The organism is Paenalcaligenes niemegkensis (assembly GCF_022230885.1).
In the GTDB taxonomy this organism is placed as follows: domain Bacteria; phylum Pseudomonadota; class Gammaproteobacteria; order Burkholderiales; family Burkholderiaceae_B; genus Paenalcaligenes; species Paenalcaligenes niemegkensis.
Window position 1 is genome coordinate 1,512,988 of the sequence record NZ_JAKGCT010000004.1, and the last position, 19,941, is coordinate 1,532,928.

Below are 19,941 nucleotides of genomic sequence, written 5' to 3' on the forward strand. Positions count from 1 at the left end.
CCGATAATACATAAAAAAGTGTCGCATCTCCGAGTGCGACACTTGATCTTCTATATTTGCTCAGCAGCCATAGATGGCTATGACTGTATCGTGCAGTTACGCTGACTCAGCTACCGAAGAGGTCACCACCGCGGCCATCGCCTCTACAAAATAATCAATATTTTCTGTATTAAGTCCCGGCACGCTAATACGGCCAGAATCAATAATATACACACCAAACTCATCTCGTAGCCGCTGCAACTGGGCTTGTGACAAGCCGGTATAGCAGAACATGCCTTGCTGCTTCACAAAATAGCTGGAGTCGTAATCAGGCGCTTTGACACGTAGCTTCTGATGAGCAGCCTGCCTCATGGCTGCGATACGCTCTCGCATGCTGGTGACCTCGGCTACCCACTCTGTGAACAGAGACGGGCTATTTAACACACCTGAAACAGCTTCGCCACCATGTAAAGGCGGATTCGAATAAATTCGGCGCACTACGGCTTTTAACTGCCCCAGAACACGGCTGGCCTCGTCCGGTGTGCTGCACACCACCGACAGCGCACCACAGCGTTCTGCGTAATAAGAAAAGTTTTTAGAAAAGGAGTTGGCGACAAAAAAGGTGAGGCCCGCCTCAACCATGGCGCGGATGGCAAAAGCATCTTCGTCCAGGCCTTTTCCAAAACCCTGATAAGCCATATCTACAAAAGCGATCAGCTGTTTTTCAGCTAGCACAGGGATCAGTTTCAACCACTGCTCGGGGCTTAGGTCAACGCCTGTAGGGTTATGGCAGCAGGGATGCAAAAGTACAATGCTATGAGGTGCCAGCTGGCTGATGTCCTCAAGCATGCCGTCAAAATCCAGACCCTGGGTCTGTGTATCGTAATAGCGATACGAGTGTGTAGGCACACCAGCCCCTTGAAAGATTGCATGGTGATTATCCCACGCAGGGTCGCTGATCCACATTTCCGCATCCGGATAGGCCGCATGCAAAAAGTCGCCTCCTACCTTTAAGGCCCCCGTTCCGCCCAAGGTCTGGATCGTCGCTACGCGACCTTCGGCCAAGGCCGCAGAGTCTGCGCCGAACACCAGCTTCTGCACCGCTGCCCGGTAAGCGGCCAAACCCTCGATAGGAAGATAAGGACGCGGCTTACGCTGATCTGCCCACGCTTTCTCAGCCACTTCTATGGTGTTGAGCAAAGGGATTTTTCCGGCGTCGTCATAATACAGGCCGACAGTCAGATTAACTTTTTTGTCTCGGGGGTCGGCGTGAAAAGCTTCGCCCAAACGGAATATGGGATCGCCGCCGTAAGCCGCAATGTGATCAAACATAATGAATTCCTTAGTCTCGTGAACAGACAGTCTTGAAGCGGTTATACATTAAACAAAAAGTTCAACACATCACCATCCTTAACCACATATTCTTTACCTTCAGCACGCATTTTTCCAGCTTCTTTTGCGCCCTGCTCACCCTTGAACTCAATAAAGTCGCCGAAAGCAATGGTTTGCGCGCGAATAAAGCCACGCTCGAAGTCGGTGTGAATAACGCCGGCAGCCTGAGGCGCTGTGGCACCTACTCGTACCGTCCAGGCCCTCACTTCCTTAACCCCGGCGGTGAAGTAGGTTTGCAAACCCAGTAGCTTATAGCCAGCGCGAATCACCCTGTTCAAGCCCGGCTCTTGCATACCCATATCTTCCAGGAATACTGCTTTGTCTTCGTCATCAAGCTGAGCGATTTCTGCTTCTACTGCTGCACAGACGGCCACAACCGGAGACCCTTCTTTATTGGCGTACTCAGTTACCTGGTCAAGATAGGGATTATTCTCAAAACCATCTTCTTTAACGTTGGCAACATACATGGCCGGTTTAGCGGTAATGAAGTGGAACTGTTGAATATCTTCAAGTTCAGTTTCGTCAAAGCTAAGGGCTCGCACCGGCGTGCCTTCATCAAGGGCAGCAATAATGCGCTCAAGTGCTTTGCTTAAGCGCAGCGCATCTTTGTCACCCGAACGAGCTGTACGGCCATTGCGCTGCAAGGCGCGTTCGGCACTAGCCAAATCTGCCAGAGCAAGTTCGGTATGAATGACCTCGATATCAGAGAGTGGATCAACCTTGCCCGCCACGTGCACTACATTATCGTCTTCGAAGCAACGCACGACGTGAACGATGGCATGGGTTTCACGTATATTTGCCAGAAACTGGTTACCCAGCCCTTCGCCTTCCGAAGCGCCAGCCACCAGGCCTGCGATATCCACGAACTCGACCACTGCCGGCACCACACGCTCGGGCTTAACAATTTCTGATAAGCGATCCAGTCGCTCATCGGGTACTTCGACCACGCCAACGTTTGGCTCAATCGTGCAGAAAGGGTAGTTTTCTGCTGCGATTCCGGCCTTGGTCAGCGCGTTAAACAAGGTGGATTTACCAACGTTGGGCAGACCAACAATGCCGCATTGAAGGGACATGACTTTCCTGAAAACAATGAGATTAAAAAAACGTTATTGTAGCCTTGGCCCCATTATCAACGACAGGGGAAACCAGATGAGGCCGGCTTACATCGTTATGTCGGGCACAGATCGAATAATAAGCCACACAAGCAACAAGGGACCACCATTGAAAACCGCATGTAAAAACATCGCTGCACCAATGCCCCTTCGAACCCGTATCCAGGCCAGAACCAGGCCCGTGCAAAACTGTGGAAGCACCAGTAGCGGCATCAGCCACAATGGCATTTCAGTAAAATGAAAATTATATAAATGAAGTGCTGCAAACGCTAAGGTAGAAGCATACAGCACCCAAATAAAGTGCTGCCTATAACTTTTTAATACTGAAAAATCAATAAACAGTTTACCCAGCATCATTGGTATGTAGCGAGCTATGAGACCTTGAGGCATTTCATTAACGCGCCTGGCCTTGAGTCTGGAGAAAGGCTCAGTTGTCTGGAAGCCCGGCTGTATCAATAAAAACAAAATCACGACTACCAGGGCAGCGCTGTACCAGACTGGTCCGCTTATCATGCACACGGCAGCAACAGGGGCCAGCCACAGAAATAAAGCGGGCCGGCGCAATCCGAATCTGAATACTAACTCTTCTACTATAGGCGCCCAAATCAAGGCTTGTAGCCACGGAATATTATCCAGATTCAGACGATGCTGCGCCCCGCCCGCCCCTGCAGCCATGGCTGCCAGCGGACCAAACACCAGAAGATTAATGCCCCACAAGAACAGGGCCCACAGGATAATTCGGGAAGTCGTCAGGCCGCCGAACCAATCGACGTACGTTGAGTTGCCGGAGCCACGCTGAACAGGATGGCGGCTCAGGGTAGGAGCCCGCAAGAATCTGAAAAAATCGTGAAGCTCGTCACGAAATCTTGAAGGTACAGGCTCTGCTTTACGCACGATTGTTACCATGGAGCTCTCGGGCTACCGCCTCCATATCGCCACGCAGAAGATAGGGCAAAACGTGATAGCAACGCTCCAGCACCTGAGTAATATCATCAAGTTCTTGTTTACGAGGCGCATTTAACACAAAGGCAGCCACTTGCTGAGCCAAACCCAGCGTACGCGGATGGCCAATACCCAGCCTCAAACGCCAGTAATCAGCGCTGCCAAAAACCTGATGGATGTCGCGCAATCCATTATGACCCGCATGGCCGCCGCCAAACTTAATCTTGGCCTGGCCCGGCAGCAAATCGAGTTCGTCGTGCAACACTAAAACCTGCTTGGGTTCGAACTTGTAAAAACGCGCCAAGGCGCCTGCAGCCTGACCAGAACGATTCATGTAGGTAGTGGGCTTTGCAATAATCACGGCCTCGCCATCAAAACGCCCCTTGGCCACCCAGGCTGAAAAGTTTTTCTCAAGGGTGAAGCCTGCATTCAGCTGCTCGGCAATCTGGTCTGCTAACCAAAAACCCGCGTTATGCCGGGTTAACTGATACTCGGGACCGGGATTCCCCAGGCCTATGATTAAGCGTACAGGATCGGACATACACCCAAAACATCCTTTGGCGAAATACGCCATTCAAAAACAAACCCCTGCCAGCGTAGGCCGGCAGGGGTCAGGAAGCAAGGCTAGCGTAAAACCTACGCGCCGAATAACGACACTATGCAGTTATTACTCGCTAGCGTTTTCTTCGCCAGTTGCGCCTTCGTCATCTTCGTCAGCAGCGGCCTGACCACCACCTGTTGCCAATGCGGCAGCCAGAACTGGATCGGCATCTGTGCTTGTACCGGCGTACTCAACACCCTCAGGCAGTTTGATGGACGATAGTGAGATCGTTGTACCGGGTTCCATTTGGCCCAAATCGACTTCGATGGAAGTTGGCAGGTCGGCTGGCAAACATGTGATTTCGAGCTCAACCAATACCTGACTGATAACCTGGCTATGCAGCTTAACGGCTGGTGATTCGTCACCGTTAATAAATGCCAATGGTACACGTGTAGTGATGGCTTCTTTAGCAGATACACGCTGGAAATCAACGTGCAGCACTTGCTGCTTGTAAGGATGCCACTGCACTGAACGCAGCAAAACCTGTACAGGCTTGCCGTCGAGTTCCATTGTCAGAATAGAAGCGTGAAATACATCTTTACGCAAATCGTGATAGATCTGATTGTGATCTAAGGCGATGTTTTGTGGTTCGGCTGTGCCACCGTAAACAATGGCAGGTACCTGACCAGCGCGACGCAGGCGGCGGCTCGCACCCGAACCCTGTACGCTACGCGTGGAGGCTGAGAATTTCATGAGATTAACTCCAAATTGGCTCAATGGCCGGTTTACATATGCAAGCTGGCTTGCATACAACTAAGGCTTACCGCGACCAGTAAGCCTAAAAACTTAATCTACGAATAACGAACTGACCGATTCGGCATTTGAAATGCGCAACATGGTTTCACCCAGCAATGCCGCACAGGACAACTGACGAATCTTACTGCATTCGCGTGCCTCTGCCGACAGCGGAATCGTGTCCGTGACTACAAGTTCGTTAAGCTGTGAATTTGAAATGCGTTCAATAGCCTCGCCTGACAACACAGGATGCGTGCAATACGCATAAACTGCACCCGCACCGCGCTCTTTAAGAGCTTCAGCTGCTTTGCAGAGAGTTCCTGCTGTATCGACCATGTCATCCATGATGATGCAGGTGCGGCCATTAACGTCGCCAATAATATTCATGACTTCTGAAACATTGGCACGAGGACGGCGCTTATCGATAATGGCCAGATCAGCCTCTAGCTGCTTCGCCAGGGCCCGGGCTCGCACCACGCCGCCGATATCAGGAGATACAACCACGAGGTCTTCGTAGTTACAGCGCCAGATATCACCGAGCAAAATAGGTGAGGCGTAAATATTATCAACAGGAATATCGAAAAAGCCCTGGATCTGGTCAGCGTGCAAGTCCATTGTCATGACGCGGTCTACACCTGCAACTTGCAGCATATTGGCGACGACTTTTGCTGAGATCGACACGCGCGCAGAACGCGGACGACGATCTTGACGAGCATAACCAAAATAAGGGATTGCAGCAGTGATGCGTCCAGCTGAGGCACGGCGCAAGGCATCAACCATAACCATGACTTCCATCAGGTTATCGTTGGTGGGTGCGCATGTGGGCTGGAGTACAAAGACATCGCGACCGCGAACGTTTTCGTTGATTTCGACCATGGCTTCTCCGTCGGAGAAGCGGCCTACCGTCATTTTTCCCAGGGACATATCTAGGTGATTGACGACATCGACAGCCAAACGTGGGTTAGCTGTGCCTGTGAAAATCATGAAGCGGTCGTGTGCCATGAGGAGTGCGGATGTAGATAATGCAGTGAAAAAGCAAAGCTGTTGACCGCAGCCCTACAGGGTACGACTCAACAGCTTTACATTACCGCAGACCGGTTAGGTCTGGAAAGTGGCTGGGGAAGAAGGAGTCGAACCTTCGCATGCCGGAATCAAAATCCGGTGCCTTAACCAGCTTGGCTATTCCCCAAAATTCAGTTCAACCAAGAACGTAACGGGTGATCGTTAAGGCCTGATACCAACCAGTGCCCTACAACCAACTGCTGCACATTATGTGCATGGTGCAGCATTTTACCGCTAATTTGCTCACGTTGTCTAGCGGCCATGTCGTAATTGCAATGCTCTACAAAAACACAAGAACCTGAGCCAGTCATTCTAGCATGCAATTTTAAATCATGCAAGCCAGTAATTACATTTGCTATTGGCTTGTGCTTTTCGCAAGCAATAGCCTCAAGGTCATTATTACCAAACAACGGCAGTGATTCTAGCACGTTATTTTTTTGCCTACAAGCTAGCTTAGCGCGAGCTGTTTGCCAATCAGCAAAGTCGGTCATTATGATTAATGGCGTATTTCTTGTCAAGCCTTCGGCATTAAAAATATCTGCGGTAGGCACAAAAGCATTAGGCTGCAGAACATTGTAATAGGTTTGAGGAAGGCTGATCGCCTGCAATTGGTCGCCGACTCCGTCTGCAAAGGCATTTTGGCCGAAGACAAAAACCGGCACATCGGCGCCAAGCTGTATGGCCAGACGCATCAGCTCTATCCGGCTCAAACCGGTTTTCCATAAACGATTCAAGGCGATAAGCGTGCTGGCCGCATCGCTGGAGCCGCCCCTAGCCCGCCACCTGCAGGAATGCGCTTTATACACTCAAGCTGAGCGCCGTAGGACGTACCAGTAGCCCGTTGCAGTAACGCGGCGGCCTTTACGATGAGATCATCAGCTGGTGCCAGGCCTGCCAGACTTTCGTGCTCGCGTACTATTTTACCGTCAGATCGACGCTCAAAGCTCAGGCTATCTTGCAAGTCTATAAAACGAAAGACAGTTTGCAGCAAATGATAACCATCCGCTCGTCTGCCAACCACATGTAAAAATAAATTCAATTTAGCCGGAGCGGGAACATCGTATAGCCGTACTGACATATGACTTTAATTATCAATGACCAGCCGAACGCTGATATCACCGTCGGCATCATTACGATTCATTTGCAATAAACGCGGCCCGTGCTCATCGTAACGCTGCAGACGTACACGCCAGCCATCTTCGGAGAAGCTCACCGGCCTGGATGTCTCAAGCTCGACATCAAGCGCCGTGCTTGCCGACGCTCCTCGCAACCAGTGACGCAACTTGGATACCGGTATGGGTGTGCCCAAAACCTGCTCTACCAAAGCATCTGGACCTGGTGCATGTTCGGCACTGCCGTCGGTACGATACAGGCTTGCCCCGCTTTGATTGACTTCTACCCTGGCCAGCACACTGCCCATTGGATTACGCAGGTCGAGCCTTAGCTGATTATCGTGCTCGGCCCAGGAGAAACCTCCTTGTACAGCGTCACGCTGCCCATAAGGGTATTGAACGCTGACCGCAAAACGTCCATTACGGAAGAAATCGATACCGTCAGAGCCAGCACCCGTGCCCTGCATAGTAGGAGTTGTGGAGCATGCTGACAAAATCACAGCAAAAACAATCACACTGACTTTTTTCAGCCACTGAAAGGGGCTAACGAAAAAATAACGCATAAAGCTCATGGTAGCTGCACATCGAAACGCTTGAGCGTTTCAAGCAAAGTGGAGTTGTCGGGATCCAGCGAGAAAGCCTCGGACCAAATTCGCAAAGCCTCGTCTTTTAGGCCTTTGCTCCAGAACACCTCGCCCAGATGCGCAGCAACATCCGCTTCCGGAAGTTGCTCGTACGAACGTTTCAGGTATTCCAGCGCCGCCTGGTTATCGCCAACGCGATATAAGTACCAGCCCACGCTATCGAGGATGTACGGGTTGTCGGGCTCAAGCTCAAGAGCCTGCTCTAACAGGTCTTGTGCTTCATCAAGCTTGCGGTTCTGGTCTGCATAAGTGTAGCCCAGCGCATTATAGGCATTGGCGTCAGCAGGCTGAAGATCGATCACCTGTTTCATGAGACGCTCAAAGTCATCAATACGTCCCTGACGCTCATAGAGCATTGCCAGGTCGTACTTTAGCTCAGGCGTATCAGGAAGTTCCCGGTCAGCCCGCTCCAACACTTCGACAGCGCTGTCTGTACGCCCCGCCTGCCTGTAGACAGTGGCGCGTGTAAGAGCCACGACGGCCTGCTCTTGCTTATCTTGCGTACCTATCATGTCCAGCGTACGTTGTGCTCGACGCATGTCGCCCGCGCGAGCCTCTAATACAGCACGATGCACCGTAGCCTGAAAACGCAAAGAAGGCTCTTCAATAAGATTAAGTTGCTGAATGGCTTCAGCGTAATCGTTTTGCTGCTCCGCTATTTGAACGAGAGCCAAACGGGCATCAGAAATATTAGCCAGCGCATTACTGGCCTGGTCCCGTACACTTCGGCGCCGCTGGCTTTGCACACTAATGAACTCAACGAGCAAGGCCTTGGCTTCAGTGAAGCGTTCAGCGCGGGTATTGATTTCAGCTTCAGTGTAGAGCAGATCAAAGTCTTCAGGATTTCGCCTTTGCATTGAACGTACAACAGCCAACGCATCGTTATACCGCTTGTTGTCAACGAGCCGGTTAATAAGCAGCAAGTGCAAATTACGCGACTCGGGATACTGGCGTGCAAACTCTTGTGCCTCATTCAGGGCTTCGTCGGCATTAACTTGCAAGCCATACTCAAGCACCCGTTGGGCAGCCGCCTCGGATCCGGGTGCACGCAGCAAGGCTTGCCTGGCTTCAAGCAGGGCACGCTCGGAACGTTGTGCTGCCCATGCCGCATCGGCAAGCGCCAAATGCGAAATCGCCAGCGTACGGACATCTTCAGGCATGGCCTGGTCCAGCACATCAAAGGCCAGGCGTGGATCTACCATTTTACTGACAATGCCCAGAGCCTGAACCACGGCTTGCTCTTTATCGCGCGCACTTTCAATGCGCTGATACAGCGCCTGCGCCAAGCCCGCCGTATTTCCGGTAGAAGCCTCAAGAGCAAGAGCTGTTGCTTTAGCTTCAGGATCGTTGGGCGCCAGCACCGACCACTCTTTAGCCGCACGCAAGCCGCGAGATAAGTTACGATCAGCCATTGAGAACTGAAAAGCCCGCTGCGCAAAACGCGGATCCAGAGTGTCGCGCGACAAGCTCAGGAACGTTTGGCTTGCTGCTTCGTAATCGCCCTGCTGCACGGCGACCTCAGCGACCAATATACGATAGAGGATATCGGCGCTTAAACTTACCTCGGGTAGCTCACCACTGCGCAAATGAATACGCTCTACGGGCTGCTCAGCGGGAAGTCGTTCTGCGGCGGCCAGTGTCAAACCGGAATAAAGCGGCGCTATTAATAACGTGCTAAACAATAAGGAGTAAAGATTCATCCAAGAAAACCGGCGCAACGGCGCGTAAGATTAAGCGTCAGATGGCAATATAAGACCGCATGATTCATTGATGTTATCACCCCACTATGCCAGAACTACCAGAAGTTGAAACGACACGTCGCGGAATTGCTACGGTAATGAATGGCCAGACGCTGAAAGAATTTATCGTACACGAATCTCGAATGCGTTGGCCCATCCCCGCCGATTTACCCGAACTTATTAATAAACAAACCGTACTGGCTTGCGAGCGACGAGGCAAATACTTGCTTCTTCGCTTTGCACATGGTACGCAATTAATACACCTCGGAATGTCAGGGTCGCTAAGACGCGTTCCCCTTGATGCCCCACGCATCAAACACGACCATGCAGAATGGGTGTTTGAAGAGGCTCGTTTTTTATTACATGACCCTCGCCGTTTTGGGTCGGTGCTTTGGCACTCTGCAAGCAGTGGGGAGTTGCTCGATCATCCATTGCTTTCACGCCTTGGGGTTGAGCCATTCAGCGAGGCTTTTACACCACAACACCTTTACGAAGGACTGCAAAAGCGCAAGCTGGCCGTTAAGCCCACCCTGATGGGCGGCGACATTGTCGTCGGAGTAGGAAACATTTATGCCTCTGAAGCCCTGTTTCGGGCAGGCATTCATCCGGAAGCCCCCGCCAGTTCGCTTTCATTTGCACGTGTTAAGCGACTTCACCAGCATATCGTGCTCACCTTGCAAGAAGCGCTGGATTCCGGAGGCAGCACACTGCGCGACTATGTGAATGCTACCGGCGAGCCCGGAGCCTACTTTGAGCTTCACGCCCGGGTCTATGACAAGCTGGGGCTTCCCTGCCCCAAATGCGGACGCTCCATCAAGCGCATTGTGCAGAGCCAAAGGGCCACCTACTTTTGCTCGGCTTGTCAGAGACGCTAAGCACACCTTAAATTCTCCCTGCGTCCCTCAAGCTGACAGCTGAAGCCTGCCCTGCTCCATCGGAAGCAGGATTTTTTCAGGCCTAAGGGATTCACCTATATTTAATGAGTTCACCTTAAACTAACCTTATAAACATCACCCTTGTTAATCCCACCCCCAGGAGTTCACCATGAGCAAGCAGTTTGCCTCGCATGGCGATATGGAAGACAAAGTGGTTTCGTTTGAAAAGCTCTCTGACAATGCCTATGCCTATACCGCCGAAGGGGATCCCAATACCGGTGTAATCATTGGCGAGAATGCGGTGATGGTTATTGATACCCAGGCAACACCGGTAATGGCTCAAGATGTGATCCGCCGCATACGAGAAGTCAGCGACAAGCCCATTAATTATATTTTGCTGTCTCATTACCACGCTGTCCGTGTATTAGGTGCCTCGGCCTACGGGGCACAGGAAATTATCGCAAGCCGAGACACCTATGACTTGATTGTCGAGCGCGGAGAAGAAGACAAAGCCAGTGAAATTGGCCGCTTTCCGCGTTTATTTCAAGCAGTAGAGTCGGTTCCGGATGGCTTGACCTGGCCCACCATAACCTTCGATGGCTACATGACTGTAGACCTTGGCAATTTGGAAGTGCATCTGATGCAGGTTGGCCGCGGACATACGAAGGGCGACACAATTGCCTGGCTGCCTGAACAAAAAATACTGTTTGCTGGTGATCTGGTCGAGTATCAATCAACGCCTTATGCGGGCGACTGCTACTTTAAGGAGTGGCCCCAGACACTGGATAACCTGGCCGAATTTGAAGCTGAGCAAATGGTTCCAGGGCGGGGCCCTGCCCTGAAGAATGCCGCTGAGGTTAAAAAAGCCTTGGCTGGAACCCGGGCTTTCCTGACGGACCTCTATGCCTGTGTCAATCAGGGTGTAGCGGACGGAAAAGAGCTACGCGATATCTATAAGGAAGCCTACGCCTTCATGAAACCTCGCTACAGCGACTGGGTCATATTTGATCATTGCATGCCTTTCGATGTTGCGCGCGCCTACGACGAAGCCAAAGGCATTGCTGACCCCATTGTCTGGACAGCTCAGCGGGATATAGATATGTGGAAAGCCCTGGAGAACTCCTAAGCTACGACTCGTATCTGCCGGAGGCCGTCATGCGAGAAATAGACTATCAGCACCTGACCATCGCCACGAGCGATGTACCAGCACAAACTGTCCGTCACCCTGTCGTGGTTGTCGGGGCTGGGCCCGTGGGCCTTAGCCTTGCCCTGGATCTGGGCCAGCGTGGTCAGAAAGTCCTTCTTTTAGACGATGACAATGCCTTATCCACCGGCTCCCGAGCCATCTGCTTTGCCAAACGCACACTGGATATTTGGGATCGACTGGGCGTAGGACAGCGAATGGTCGACAAAGGTATCTCGTGGAATCGGGGCAAGGTCTTCTATAGAAACGAGGAGGTATGGAGCTTCGACTTACTTCCTGCTCCGGACCACCGGCGACCGGCTTTTATTAATTTGCAGCAGTATTACTGCGAGGGATTCCTCTACGAAGCAGCCCAGGCCCACCCCAATATTGAATTGCGTTTTTTGCATAAGGTGACACATGCCGAAGACCTGGACGATGGAACGGTGGAACTGCAGGTGCATACACCCGAGGACTCCTATCGCCTTTACGCGGACTGGGTCGTAGCGTGCGACGGCTCACGCTCCACCTTAAGGCAGATTCGAGGCCATGAAAGCAAAGGGCAAACCTTTAAAGACAGGTTCCTTATTGCCGACGTTCGAATGGCCGCCTCCTTTCCGTGTGAACGCTGGTTTTGGTTTGACCCGCCATTTCATCCGCAGCAGTCCGTACTCTTGCACAGCCAGCCTGACAATGTGTGGCGCATTGATTTTCAGCTGGGATGGGACGCTGACCCTAAAGAAGAAGTAAAAGCCGACAAGGTTCGCACCAGGGTCCAGGCTTTGCTAGGCAATGATATCGAGTTCGAAATAGAATGGGCCAGCGTCTATACCTTTGCTTGCGAGCGCATGGAAAAATTTCGCGACAAGGCTGTATTTTTCGCTGGTGATGCTGCGCATCGGGTTTCACCTTTCGGTGCCAGGGGAGCAAACAGCGGGATACAGGACGCCGACAATCTGGCGTGGAAACTAGATAAGGTGTTACGCGGACAGGCCTCTGACGCCCTGCTGGACACCTATCACGATGAACGCAGCTTGGCTGCCGATGAGAACCTGCGCCACTCCACGAGATCCACTGATTTCATCACGCCTAAAAGTGAAATCAGCTTGCTGTTCAGAAACCTCGTACTGGAGTTGGCGAAAGAGCATTCTTTTGCCCGGGCTCTGGTTAATAGCGGGCGCCTATCCAATCCTTCGACCTATGCAGAAAGTCCACTCAACACCCCTGACAGCGATGTCTTTAAGGGCGAGCTTCAGCTAGGCGGCTGTGCGGTCGACGCCCCCTTGCTCCACGCACAACAAGACACCTGGCTGCTCAGCACCCTGGGCAATGATTTCAGCCTGCTGATCTACGAACCCTCACACCCCACTCATTATCATGCCGCTTTGGTGAATAGTATTAACTGCCCTTTACAGGTAGTGATTATCAGTAGCGACGACAGCAATCCTGACGTGTATGGTGACTATAAAGGCCACTTTAAAGATCGTTTTGATGCTACAGCGGACAGTTGTTATTTACTTCGTCCGGATCACCACCTTTGCGCTCGCTGGCGTACATTTGATGCCAAAAAAGTTGCTGATGCCTTAGACCGCGCATGCGCTTACCTACATTGAGAGACACATCATGGCTATGCTAGATACTCAATCACGCTTTGAGCATCCTGACGACTTTTATGAGTTATTGATTGATGCGCATCGCGATCTCAGTACGGAACAGAGCCATGCTCTCAACGCAGCCCTCGTATTATTGTTAAGCAATCATATTGGCGATTGCTCTGTGTTCCGGCAAGCCGTCGTGGCTGCACGCAACGTCACCCTGAAGCATCTCCAGTCACCCCCTGAGCTGACGAGGTAAATCATGACGGCTTTGACCTATCAATCAGGATTCGGCAACAGCTTCTCTACCGAAGCCTTGGCCGGAGCATTGCCCCAAGCCCGGAACTCACCCCAAAAATGTCCTTACGGCCTCTATGCCGAACAGCTGTCGGGCACCGCTTTTACCCTGAGCCGCGACGAAAACAAACGCAGCTGGTTATACAGAATTCGTCCCGCAGCGCTTCAGCCCGCCTTTACTCCATCCAACGTCGCTCCACTCTGGACTCATGAGTTCGGCCGGGGACCTGTGTCGCCGAACCGCTTTAGATGGAACCCTTTGCCTATTCCTGAATTCGCCAGCATCGATTTTATTCAAGGCATGCAAACCTGGGCGGGCAACGGGCATTGCGATGATCACAGCGGCATCAGTATCAATCTCTACGCGGCAAATGTTTCCATGGACCGGCGTGTCTTCTATAACGCTGATGCGGAAATGCTGATCGTCCCGCAGGAGGGCCGTCTGCGTTTTCTCACAGAACTTGGAATCCTGGAAGTAGAACCACAGGAAATCATCGTCATGCCCAGGGGCATACGCTTTAAAGTCGAGCTGATGGACTCAGGAGCCCGGGGATACCTGCTCGAAAACTATGGACGTTCGTTGCGCCTGCCCGAGTTAGGCCCCATAGGCTCAAATGGGCTGGCCAATGCGCGCGACTTCAAGACCCCTGTGGCCTGGTTTGAAGAAAAAGAAGAAACGCACGAACTGATTGCAAAATTTACCGGAGGCTTCTGGACCACCACCCTGGGTCATTCCCCACTGGACGTGGTGGCCTGGCATGGTACGCATGCCCCCTACAAATATGATCTGCGAAACTTTAACGCCATTGGCTCGATTAGCTATGATCATCCAGACCCTTGCATTTTTACCGTGCTGACTGCTCCTTCTGAGATCACTGGGGCAGCCAATATAGACTTTGCTATTTTTCCACCTCGCGTCCTGGCAATGGAAAACACATTCAGACCTCCCTGGTTCCACCGAAATGTAGCAGGCGAGTTCATGGGATTGATCCATGGCCTTTATGACGCCAAGGCAGACGGCTTTATCCCTGGTGGCTCTAGTCTGCATAACCCCATGAGCCCCCATGGTCCTGATTCGGCCACCTTCAGCAAAGCCAGCAATGCCGACTTAAGCCAGGTTGACTACGTACGTAGCACCATGGCTTTTATGTTTGAAAGTCGCCGCGCTATCCGTCCTACCAGTTTGGCCATGCAATCCGACTCCTTGCAAAGACACTACGACGATGCCTGGTCTGGTTTGCAGAAAAACTTCGTTAATGACCTCTAGGTGATGTGATGAATCAGTTAAATGCTACGCATGATCCCGCCCTTAAAAGCTGGGTAGTCAGTGCCAACCAGCCCGATACCGATTTTCCTATACAAAACCTTCCTTATGCCGTGTTTGCGTCTAAAGATGCCGCCCATGACTTTCGTGTAGGGGTGGGGATTGGAGACCAGATTCTGGATCTGAGAGCCCTGGCCTCGCTGGCGCCATTCAAAGGCGAAGCGGCTCAGGCGCTCAGTGCCTGCAAATACAACAATCTGAATGCCCTGATGGCTTTGAATACGAGCTTATGGAGCGCCTTGCGATCAGAGTTGTCACAGTCCCTGGCCCGGGGCTCCAGCCGTAAAGAGCTGCTGCAGCAATTATTACTGCCACAGTCTGACGCCATATACGGACTGCCTGCCCAGATCGGCGATTACACCGACTTTTATATTTCCTTGCACCATGCCAGCGCAGTAGGAAAGCAATTTCGCCCGGACAACCCTCTGCTGCCCAACTACAAATGGGTTCCTATTGGCTATCATGGTCGTGCCTCAAGCATCAATGTAAGCGGGCACAGCTTCACACGGCCAATGGGACAAATGCGCCCGGAGGCTGAGGGGGCGGAACCCAGAGTCGGCCCCTGCGAACGCCTCGACTATGAGCTCGAACTTGGCATCTTTATTGGTAATGGCAACCCACAAGGCAGACGCATTCCCATTGAAGATGCCGAGAGTCATATATTTGGTCTATGTTTACTTAATGATTGGTCAGCGCGCGATATACAAGCCTGGGAGTATCAGCCTCTAGGCCCTTTCCTGGCAAAGAATTTTGCTTCTACCATCTCGCCCTGGGTGATCAGCTATGAAGCCTTGCTGCCGTTTCGAATTCCATACGAGCGCTCGCCTTCCGATCCTCAGCCCCTTCCTTATCTCAGCAGTGAAACGGCCAGCGCCCTGGATATCAAACTGGAGGTCTGGTTAAGCACTGAGCAATCTCGCGCCCGGGGGCTGGAGCCTGCCTACCTGGCCAGCTCCAATTTTAAAGATGCCTACTGGAATATTGCTCAGCTGATTTCCCATCACACGATTAACGGCTGCAATTTGCGGGCGGGCGATTTGCTGGGAACCGGCACGCTATCTGGTCCCGAAAGCGGACAGGAGGGGTCATTGCTGGAAATGACGAAGGGTGGAAATCAGGCACTACACTTGCCGTGGGGCGAAGAACGACGCTTTCTTGAGGATGGAGATGAAGTGATCTTCAAGGCAAGCTGCCAAAAAGACCACTACCCTCGCATCGGCTTTGGTAAGTGTAGAGCCACTGTTATGCCGACTTAGACGTTGAGAACTTTTCCTGGGTTAAACAAGTTTTGAGGGTCCAGGGCATGCTTGATGCTGTGCATCAGAGAAAGCTCAACGGGGTCCTTGTAATCAATCAACAGATCCCGTTTTAGCTGTCCAACCCCGTGCTCAGCACTGATTGACCCCTGAAAGCGATGCACACTGTCATGTACCAGCCTGTAGATTTCATCTTGCCGGGCCAAAAGCTCGTCTTCGTCGAACGCACTGCCACGCGCTACGTTGTAGTGCAGGTTTCCATCACCCAGATGTCCAAAAATCACGTGCTCAATGCCAGAAAACCTGGCTTGCAGCAATGTGTTGGTAGTGGCCACGAACTCGGGAATAAGCGATACCGGTATAGACACATCATGCTTGATGCTTTTGCCAAAGGCTTTTTCAGCCAGGGGGATACTTTCACGCAAATGCCACAACGCAAAGCTTTGAGCCACGCTCTCGGCGATGACCGCATCTGCAACCAGCCCCTGCTCGATTGCCTCGCCCAAAACCGTTTCGAAACGCTCACGTGCATGAGATTCACTTTCGCTATCTGAGAGCTCCAGCAAGGCAAACCAAGGCAGCTCCGCGCTTTCACCTTCAAAAGGAAGGCGCTGCTCTGGGTAGCAACTTACCACGCCTTCAAGACAGTTTCGGGCAATTACCTCGAAACCAGTAAGCGCAGCACCGAACCCCTTACGCGCCATAGACAGCACGCCAACGGCATCCTCCATGGAGCTAAGCGCCAGCAGAGCCGTGCATTGGGCAACAGGCAGGGGGTAGAGCTTGAGGGTAGCAGCCGTAATAATACCCAGGGAGCCTTCGCTTCCAATAAACAGATTCCGCAAATCGTAGCCCGTGTTATCTTTGCGCAAACCCCTCAGCCCATGCCATATTTGGCCATCGGCACAAACCACTTCTATACCCAGGCATAAATCGCGAGTGTTTCCGTAGCGCAGCACCTGTGTCCCCCCTGCGTTGGTGGCCAGGTTACCGCCTATCGTGCAACTGCCCTCTGCGGCAAGACTTAAGGGAAACAGGCGGTCGGCCTTGCTGGCCGCCTCTTGAATAGACTGCAGGATACAACCGGCTTCGACGACCATGGTGTCGTTATCGGTATCAATAGTGCGAATTCGATTAAGCCGTGCCAGCGACAGAACGATGCTGTTTCCAGACTGGTCTGGGGTGGCACCGCCACATAAGCCTGTATTTCCCCCTTGCGGCACAATGGACACACTGTTCGCGCTGCACCATTGCACCACCCGGGCGACTTCCTGGGTATCCGCCGGACGCACAACCGCCCGAGCCGAGCCTTGGTATCGCCCACGCCAATCAGTCAGATAGGGCTCCATCGCCTGACCTGTCAATACATTCTCTGCACCAATAATTTCAACCAAGTCAGCAACTTCCACCATAAGAACCCTTAAAAACAAAATTAACCTGTCGCCTGCATGCGAACTTTAGCTTAAGCATACGCCTATAGGCGATAATGGAGAGCTTAACATTCCACCTTATAAGGAATTTTCTGCTATGCCAACCCCGACTTTGCCCGAGGCCGTGTTTAAAGCGTACGACATACGCGGTATCGTGCCTGAACAGCTTAACCCTCGTTTTTCTTACTCCCTGGGCCAAGCCATAGGGATAGAGTCTGCCCGATTAGGCATTGAAACGGTAGTGGTGGGTTACGATGGCAGACACAGCAGCCCACAGCTGGCCAAGTCCATGCACGAAGGCATCAACAGCGTGGGTGTTAACAGCATTGACCTGGGGCTGGTTCCTACACCACTGGTTTATTACGCTGCAAATATATTAAAAACCGGAACAGGCGTAGCCATTACGGGTAGCCACAACCCGCCACAATACAACGGTTTCAAAATGATGATCGACGGCAAAACCTTGCATGGCGACGACATCCAGCACATCAAGAAAACCATGCAAGGCAGCCTCACCGCAGTAGCTACGCCGGGCAAATGTCAAAAGCAAGAGCTAGTACCGCAATACATTCAGGAAATCTGCGAAAGCATCCACCTGGCGCGCCCCATGAAAATTGCCATCGACTGTGGTAATGGCGCAGGTGCCGTGCTGGCCAACGAGCTTTACACACAGCTGGGCTGCGATGTCGACATGCTGTTTGGTGATGTCGATGGCGACTTCCCCAATCATCACCCCGACCCTGCGGTTCCGGCCAACCTGGCGGACTTAATCGCGCATGTGCAGACAAGCGATTGCGAATTAGGCCTCGCTTTCGACGGCGATGCTGACCGCCTGGGTGTCGTGACACGCACGGGTAATATTATCTGGCCAGACCGGCAACTGGTGCTATATGCGCAAGACGTGCTTGAACGTGATCCCGGTGCCACCATCATCTACGATGTGAAATGCAGCCGCCATGTAGGACTTGAAGTAAGAAAGGCCGGAGGCGTACCCCTGATGTGGCAAACTGGCCACTCATTGATCAAGGCCAAGCTGGCCGAGACCGGAGCCCCGCTGGCCGGCGAAATGAGCGGTCATATTTTTTCAAAGAACGCTGGTATGGCTTTGATGACGGCTTATATACAGGGGTGCGCTTGCTCGAGATACTCTCAAGGCACTCTGACCCTTCGTCAATATTGGACGCCTTGCCCCAGGACCTGTCTACACCCGAACTTAAGCTAGAGATGAACGAAGGCGAACCCCATGCGTTTGTCGCTCAGCTTCAAAAACTGGACGCATTCGCCACGGCAAGCAGCCGAATTACTATAGACGGCATTCGGGCCGAATACGAGGATGGCTTCGGACTGGCGCGCGCATCAAACACCACGCCGGTTGTAGTGCTTCGTTTTGAAGCACAAACCGAAGCGGCCTTACATCGTATTCAAAGTGAGTTCCGCGACGCCATCCATCAGTTAAGACCTGAGATGGCCCTTCCTTTTTAAATCAGGCCTGGCGGGCTAACAGCTCATAGAGTTCAATGTGTTGCCGGACAATTTTTTTAATATCAAAGGCCTGTTCGGCCAATAGCCGGCCTGCAGCACCGAACTCAGCCCGCAGTGTCTGATCATCAGCGAGCCGCTGCACCGCCTCAGCCAAGGCGGTGGCGTCTTTAGCCGGCACGAGCAAGCCAGAACGATTGGGATCAATGGCATCGCGGCAACCCGGCACATCGGTAGTAACTACAGCCACACCTGCCGCTGCTGCCTCGACTAAAGACTTAGGCAGCCCCTCACGATACGAAGGCAATACGGCGATATGAGACTGCGCGTACAAACCAGCCACATCGTCAACCTCACCCAGCCACTCGACGAAGCCCTGATCATGCCAGCTTTGAATTTGCTCAGTACTGATGCTTGCAGGGTTACCCGGATCCGGGCTACCTGCAATACGCCACACAATACCGCTCAGGTGCCCCGAACTTAAGCGGGCGGCCTGCACAAACTCACGCACCCCTTTGTCGACCAGCAACCTGGACACCATCAGCGCTACGACCGGTGGCGCAGGCGCGGTATTTCCCCAGAGAATTGCTCCAGGACTACCCCCGACCCCCGAATCACAACAGCTTGATCCGGCCTGACAACTTTGGCGGCAATCAGTACATCACGATCGCTGGTGTTCTGAAAAATGACGCGGCTGTTCTTATGGCCCAGGGCCAAACGATATAAGCGTATCGCCGCAGTGCGCATAAACCCCGAATTTTCGCTGGTAAAGATATACCCCAGACCAGATATCGCCGCCAGAAAGCCCGGCACTTTTGCCAGGCGGGCCGCAATCCCGCCATAAAGCACCGGCTTGATGGTGACGGCATGGACTATAGAAGGCGATACCGCTTTGAATAACCGGTAAAGCGCCCACAAGGTCTTAAGCTCTTGTGCAGGATTTTTTCCGCTGCGTGTCATGGGTATGACATGATGTATCAGCCCCAGATCCCGAATTTGCCTGACAGTCTCGCCCGCCATGGTTGCCACATGCACCTCATAGCCCTGCTGCTTGGCCTCAAGCGCAATACCGACTCGATGCGATAAGAAGAAGGCCGGATTGTTGACCACTATCATCAGGCGCCTGTCCCGACTCGAGAGCGCCGCAATAGGCACTACATCGGCTTTTTCTTCAAAACGCCAAA

At 52.5% G+C, this 19,941-nt stretch carries 15 protein-coding genes, 1 tRNA gene and 3 pseudogenes; 7 read left to right on the plus strand and 12 right to left on the minus strand.

Annotated features, from left to right (window positions below; all coding sequences use genetic code 11):
• Positions 1-96 precede the first annotated feature (96 nt).
• The 10 genes and pseudogenes from L1889_RS11315 to L1889_RS11360 all read right to left on the minus strand — a co-directional run bounded on the left by L1889_RS11315 (position 97) and on the right by L1889_RS11360 (position 9,279).
• Entirely contained in the window at positions 97-1,311 is a 1,215-nt protein-coding gene (locus L1889_RS11315; protein ID WP_238665206.1) for an amino acid aminotransferase, read from the minus strand.
• A gap of 41 nt (positions 1,312-1,352) precedes the next feature.
• Complete coding sequence (gene ychF, locus L1889_RS11320) at positions 1,353-2,444, minus strand: redox-regulated ATPase YchF (protein ID WP_238665207.1); 1,092 nt, start codon at positions 2,442-2,444, stop codon at positions 1,353-1,355.
• Between the two features lie 87 nt (positions 2,445-2,531).
• The gene (locus L1889_RS11325) at positions 2,532-3,389 is read right to left on the minus strand and encodes a CPBP family intramembrane glutamic endopeptidase (protein WP_238665208.1); all 858 of its coding nucleotides are present in this window, start codon (positions 3,387-3,389) and stop codon (positions 2,532-2,534) included.
• Entirely contained in the window at positions 3,370-3,966 is a 597-nt protein-coding gene (gene pth, locus L1889_RS11330) for an aminoacyl-tRNA hydrolase (RefSeq protein ID WP_238665209.1), read from the minus strand. The genes L1889_RS11325 and pth overlap by 20 nt, the downstream gene beginning before the upstream one ends.
• Before the next feature lie 126 nt (positions 3,967-4,092).
• Positions 4,093-4,719, minus strand: a complete 627-nt coding sequence (locus tag L1889_RS11335; RefSeq protein WP_238665210.1) for a 50S ribosomal protein L25/general stress protein Ctc — start codon at positions 4,717-4,719, stop codon at positions 4,093-4,095.
• A 93-nt stretch (positions 4,720-4,812) separates the two neighbouring features.
• Positions 4,813-5,763 (minus strand): ribose-phosphate pyrophosphokinase, encoded by a 951-nt coding sequence (locus tag L1889_RS11340; protein WP_238665211.1) that lies wholly within the window; start codon positions 5,761-5,763, stop codon positions 4,813-4,815.
• A gap of 110 nt (positions 5,764-5,873) precedes the next feature.
• Positions 5,874-5,950, minus strand: a tRNA-Gln gene (locus L1889_RS11345).
• Positions 5,951-5,954: 4 nt separating this feature from the next.
• Positions 5,955-6,901: pseudogene (ispE, locus tag L1889_RS11350) on the minus strand (4-(cytidine 5'-diphospho)-2-C-methyl-D-erythritol kinase).
• Positions 6,902-6,907: 6 nt separating this feature from the next.
• Complete coding sequence (gene lolB, locus L1889_RS11355) at positions 6,908-7,507, minus strand: lipoprotein insertase outer membrane protein LolB (protein WP_238665212.1); 600 nt, start codon at positions 7,505-7,507, stop codon at positions 6,908-6,910.
• Positions 7,504-9,279: a tetratricopeptide repeat protein gene (locus L1889_RS11360; RefSeq protein WP_238665213.1), complete on the minus strand. Its 1,776-nt coding sequence runs from the start codon at positions 9,277-9,279 to the stop codon at positions 7,504-7,506. Before L1889_RS11360 ends, lolB begins: the two co-directional genes overlap by 4 nt.
• Before the next feature lie 86 nt (positions 9,280-9,365).
• Here L1889_RS11360 and mutM point away from each other — a divergent pair, with 86 nt between their 5' ends.
• The 6 genes from mutM (at position 9,366) to fahA (ending at position 15,848) form a co-directional block, all read left to right on the plus strand.
• Positions 9,366-10,193: a bifunctional DNA-formamidopyrimidine glycosylase/DNA-(apurinic or apyrimidinic site) lyase gene (mutM, locus tag L1889_RS11365; protein ID WP_238665214.1), complete on the plus strand. Its 828-nt coding sequence runs from the start codon at positions 9,366-9,368 to the stop codon at positions 10,191-10,193.
• 169 nt (positions 10,194-10,362) lie between these two features.
• Complete coding sequence (locus tag L1889_RS11370; protein WP_238665215.1) at positions 10,363-11,319, plus strand: MBL fold metallo-hydrolase; 957 nt, start codon at positions 10,363-10,365, stop codon at positions 11,317-11,319.
• Positions 11,320-11,348: 29 nt separating this feature from the next.
• Positions 11,349-12,989: an FAD-dependent oxidoreductase gene (locus L1889_RS11375; protein WP_238665216.1), complete on the plus strand. Its 1,641-nt coding sequence runs from the start codon at positions 11,349-11,351 to the stop codon at positions 12,987-12,989.
• Between the two features lie 10 nt (positions 12,990-12,999).
• Positions 13,000-13,230 carry a DUF2783 domain-containing protein gene (locus L1889_RS11380; RefSeq protein ID WP_238665217.1) on the plus strand — a complete coding sequence of 77 codons (231 nt, stop codon included), beginning with the start codon at positions 13,000-13,002 and terminating at the stop codon, positions 13,228-13,230.
• Between the two features lie 3 nt (positions 13,231-13,233).
• Entirely contained in the window at positions 13,234-14,535 is a 1,302-nt protein-coding gene (gene hmgA / locus L1889_RS11385) for a homogentisate 1,2-dioxygenase (RefSeq protein WP_238665218.1), read from the plus strand.
• Between the two features lie 8 nt (positions 14,536-14,543).
• Positions 14,544-15,848 carry a fumarylacetoacetase gene (gene fahA, locus L1889_RS11390; protein WP_238665219.1) on the plus strand — a complete coding sequence of 435 codons (1,305 nt, stop codon included), beginning with the start codon at positions 14,544-14,546 and terminating at the stop codon, positions 15,846-15,848.
• On the opposite strand, the gene L1889_RS11395 is transcribed toward fahA, so the two are convergent.
• Positions 15,845-17,260: an FAD-binding oxidoreductase gene (locus L1889_RS11395; RefSeq protein ID WP_238665220.1), complete on the minus strand. Its 1,416-nt coding sequence runs from the start codon at positions 17,258-17,260 to the stop codon at positions 15,845-15,847. The two genes, fahA and L1889_RS11395, sit on opposite strands and share 4 nt — an antisense overlap.
• A gap of 115 nt (positions 17,261-17,375) precedes the next feature.
• Here L1889_RS11395 and L1889_RS11400 point away from each other — a divergent pair.
• Positions 17,376-18,760 (plus strand): annotated as a pseudogene (locus tag L1889_RS11400) (phosphomannomutase/phosphoglucomutase).
• A 1-nt stretch (position 18,761) separates the two neighbouring features.
• Here the strand turns inward: L1889_RS11400 and L1889_RS11405 are convergent.
• Positions 18,762-19,873, minus strand: a pseudogene (locus L1889_RS11405) (glycosyltransferase family 4 protein).
• Between the last annotated feature and the right edge of the window lie 68 nt (positions 19,874-19,941).

Excerpts from the sequence above, each read along its gene's own strand:
- L1889_RS11315 (WP_238665206.1), bottom strand. The coding sequence starts at position 1,311 with ATGTTTGATCACATTGCGGCTTACGGCGGCGATCCCATATTCCGTTTG.
- ychF (WP_238665207.1), bottom strand. The coding sequence starts at position 2,444 with ATGTCCCTTCAATGCGGCATTGTTGGTCTGCCCAACGTTGGTAAATCC.
- L1889_RS11325 (WP_238665208.1), bottom strand. The coding sequence starts at position 3,389 with ATGGTAACAATCGTGCGTAAAGCAGAGCCTGTACCTTCAAGATTTCGT.
- pth (WP_238665209.1), bottom strand. The coding sequence starts at position 3,966 with ATGTCCGATCCTGTACGCTTAATCATAGGCCTGGGGAATCCCGGTCCC.
- L1889_RS11335 (WP_238665210.1), bottom strand. The coding sequence starts at position 4,719 with ATGAAATTCTCAGCCTCCACGCGTAGCGTACAGGGTTCGGGTGCGAGC.
- L1889_RS11340 (WP_238665211.1), bottom strand. The coding sequence starts at position 5,763 with ATGGCACACGACCGCTTCATGATTTTCACAGGCACAGCTAACCCACGT.
- lolB (WP_238665212.1), bottom strand. The coding sequence starts at position 7,507 with ATGAGCTTTATGCGTTATTTTTTCGTTAGCCCCTTTCAGTGGCTGAAA.
- L1889_RS11360 (WP_238665213.1), bottom strand. The coding sequence starts at position 9,279 with ATGAATCTTTACTCCTTATTGTTTAGCACGTTATTAATAGCGCCGCTT.
- mutM (WP_238665214.1), top strand. The coding sequence starts at position 9,366 with ATGCCAGAACTACCAGAAGTTGAAACGACACGTCGCGGAATTGCTACG.
- L1889_RS11370 (WP_238665215.1), top strand. The coding sequence starts at position 10,363 with ATGAGCAAGCAGTTTGCCTCGCATGGCGATATGGAAGACAAAGTGGTT.
- L1889_RS11375 (WP_238665216.1), top strand. The coding sequence starts at position 11,349 with ATGCGAGAAATAGACTATCAGCACCTGACCATCGCCACGAGCGATGTA.
- L1889_RS11380 (WP_238665217.1), top strand. The coding sequence starts at position 13,000 with ATGGCTATGCTAGATACTCAATCACGCTTTGAGCATCCTGACGACTTT.
- hmgA (WP_238665218.1), top strand. The coding sequence starts at position 13,234 with ATGACGGCTTTGACCTATCAATCAGGATTCGGCAACAGCTTCTCTACC.
- fahA (WP_238665219.1), top strand. The coding sequence starts at position 14,544 with ATGAATCAGTTAAATGCTACGCATGATCCCGCCCTTAAAAGCTGGGTA.
- L1889_RS11395 (WP_238665220.1), bottom strand. The coding sequence starts at position 17,260 with ATGGTGGAAGTTGCTGACTTGGTTGAAATTATTGGTGCAGAGAATGTA.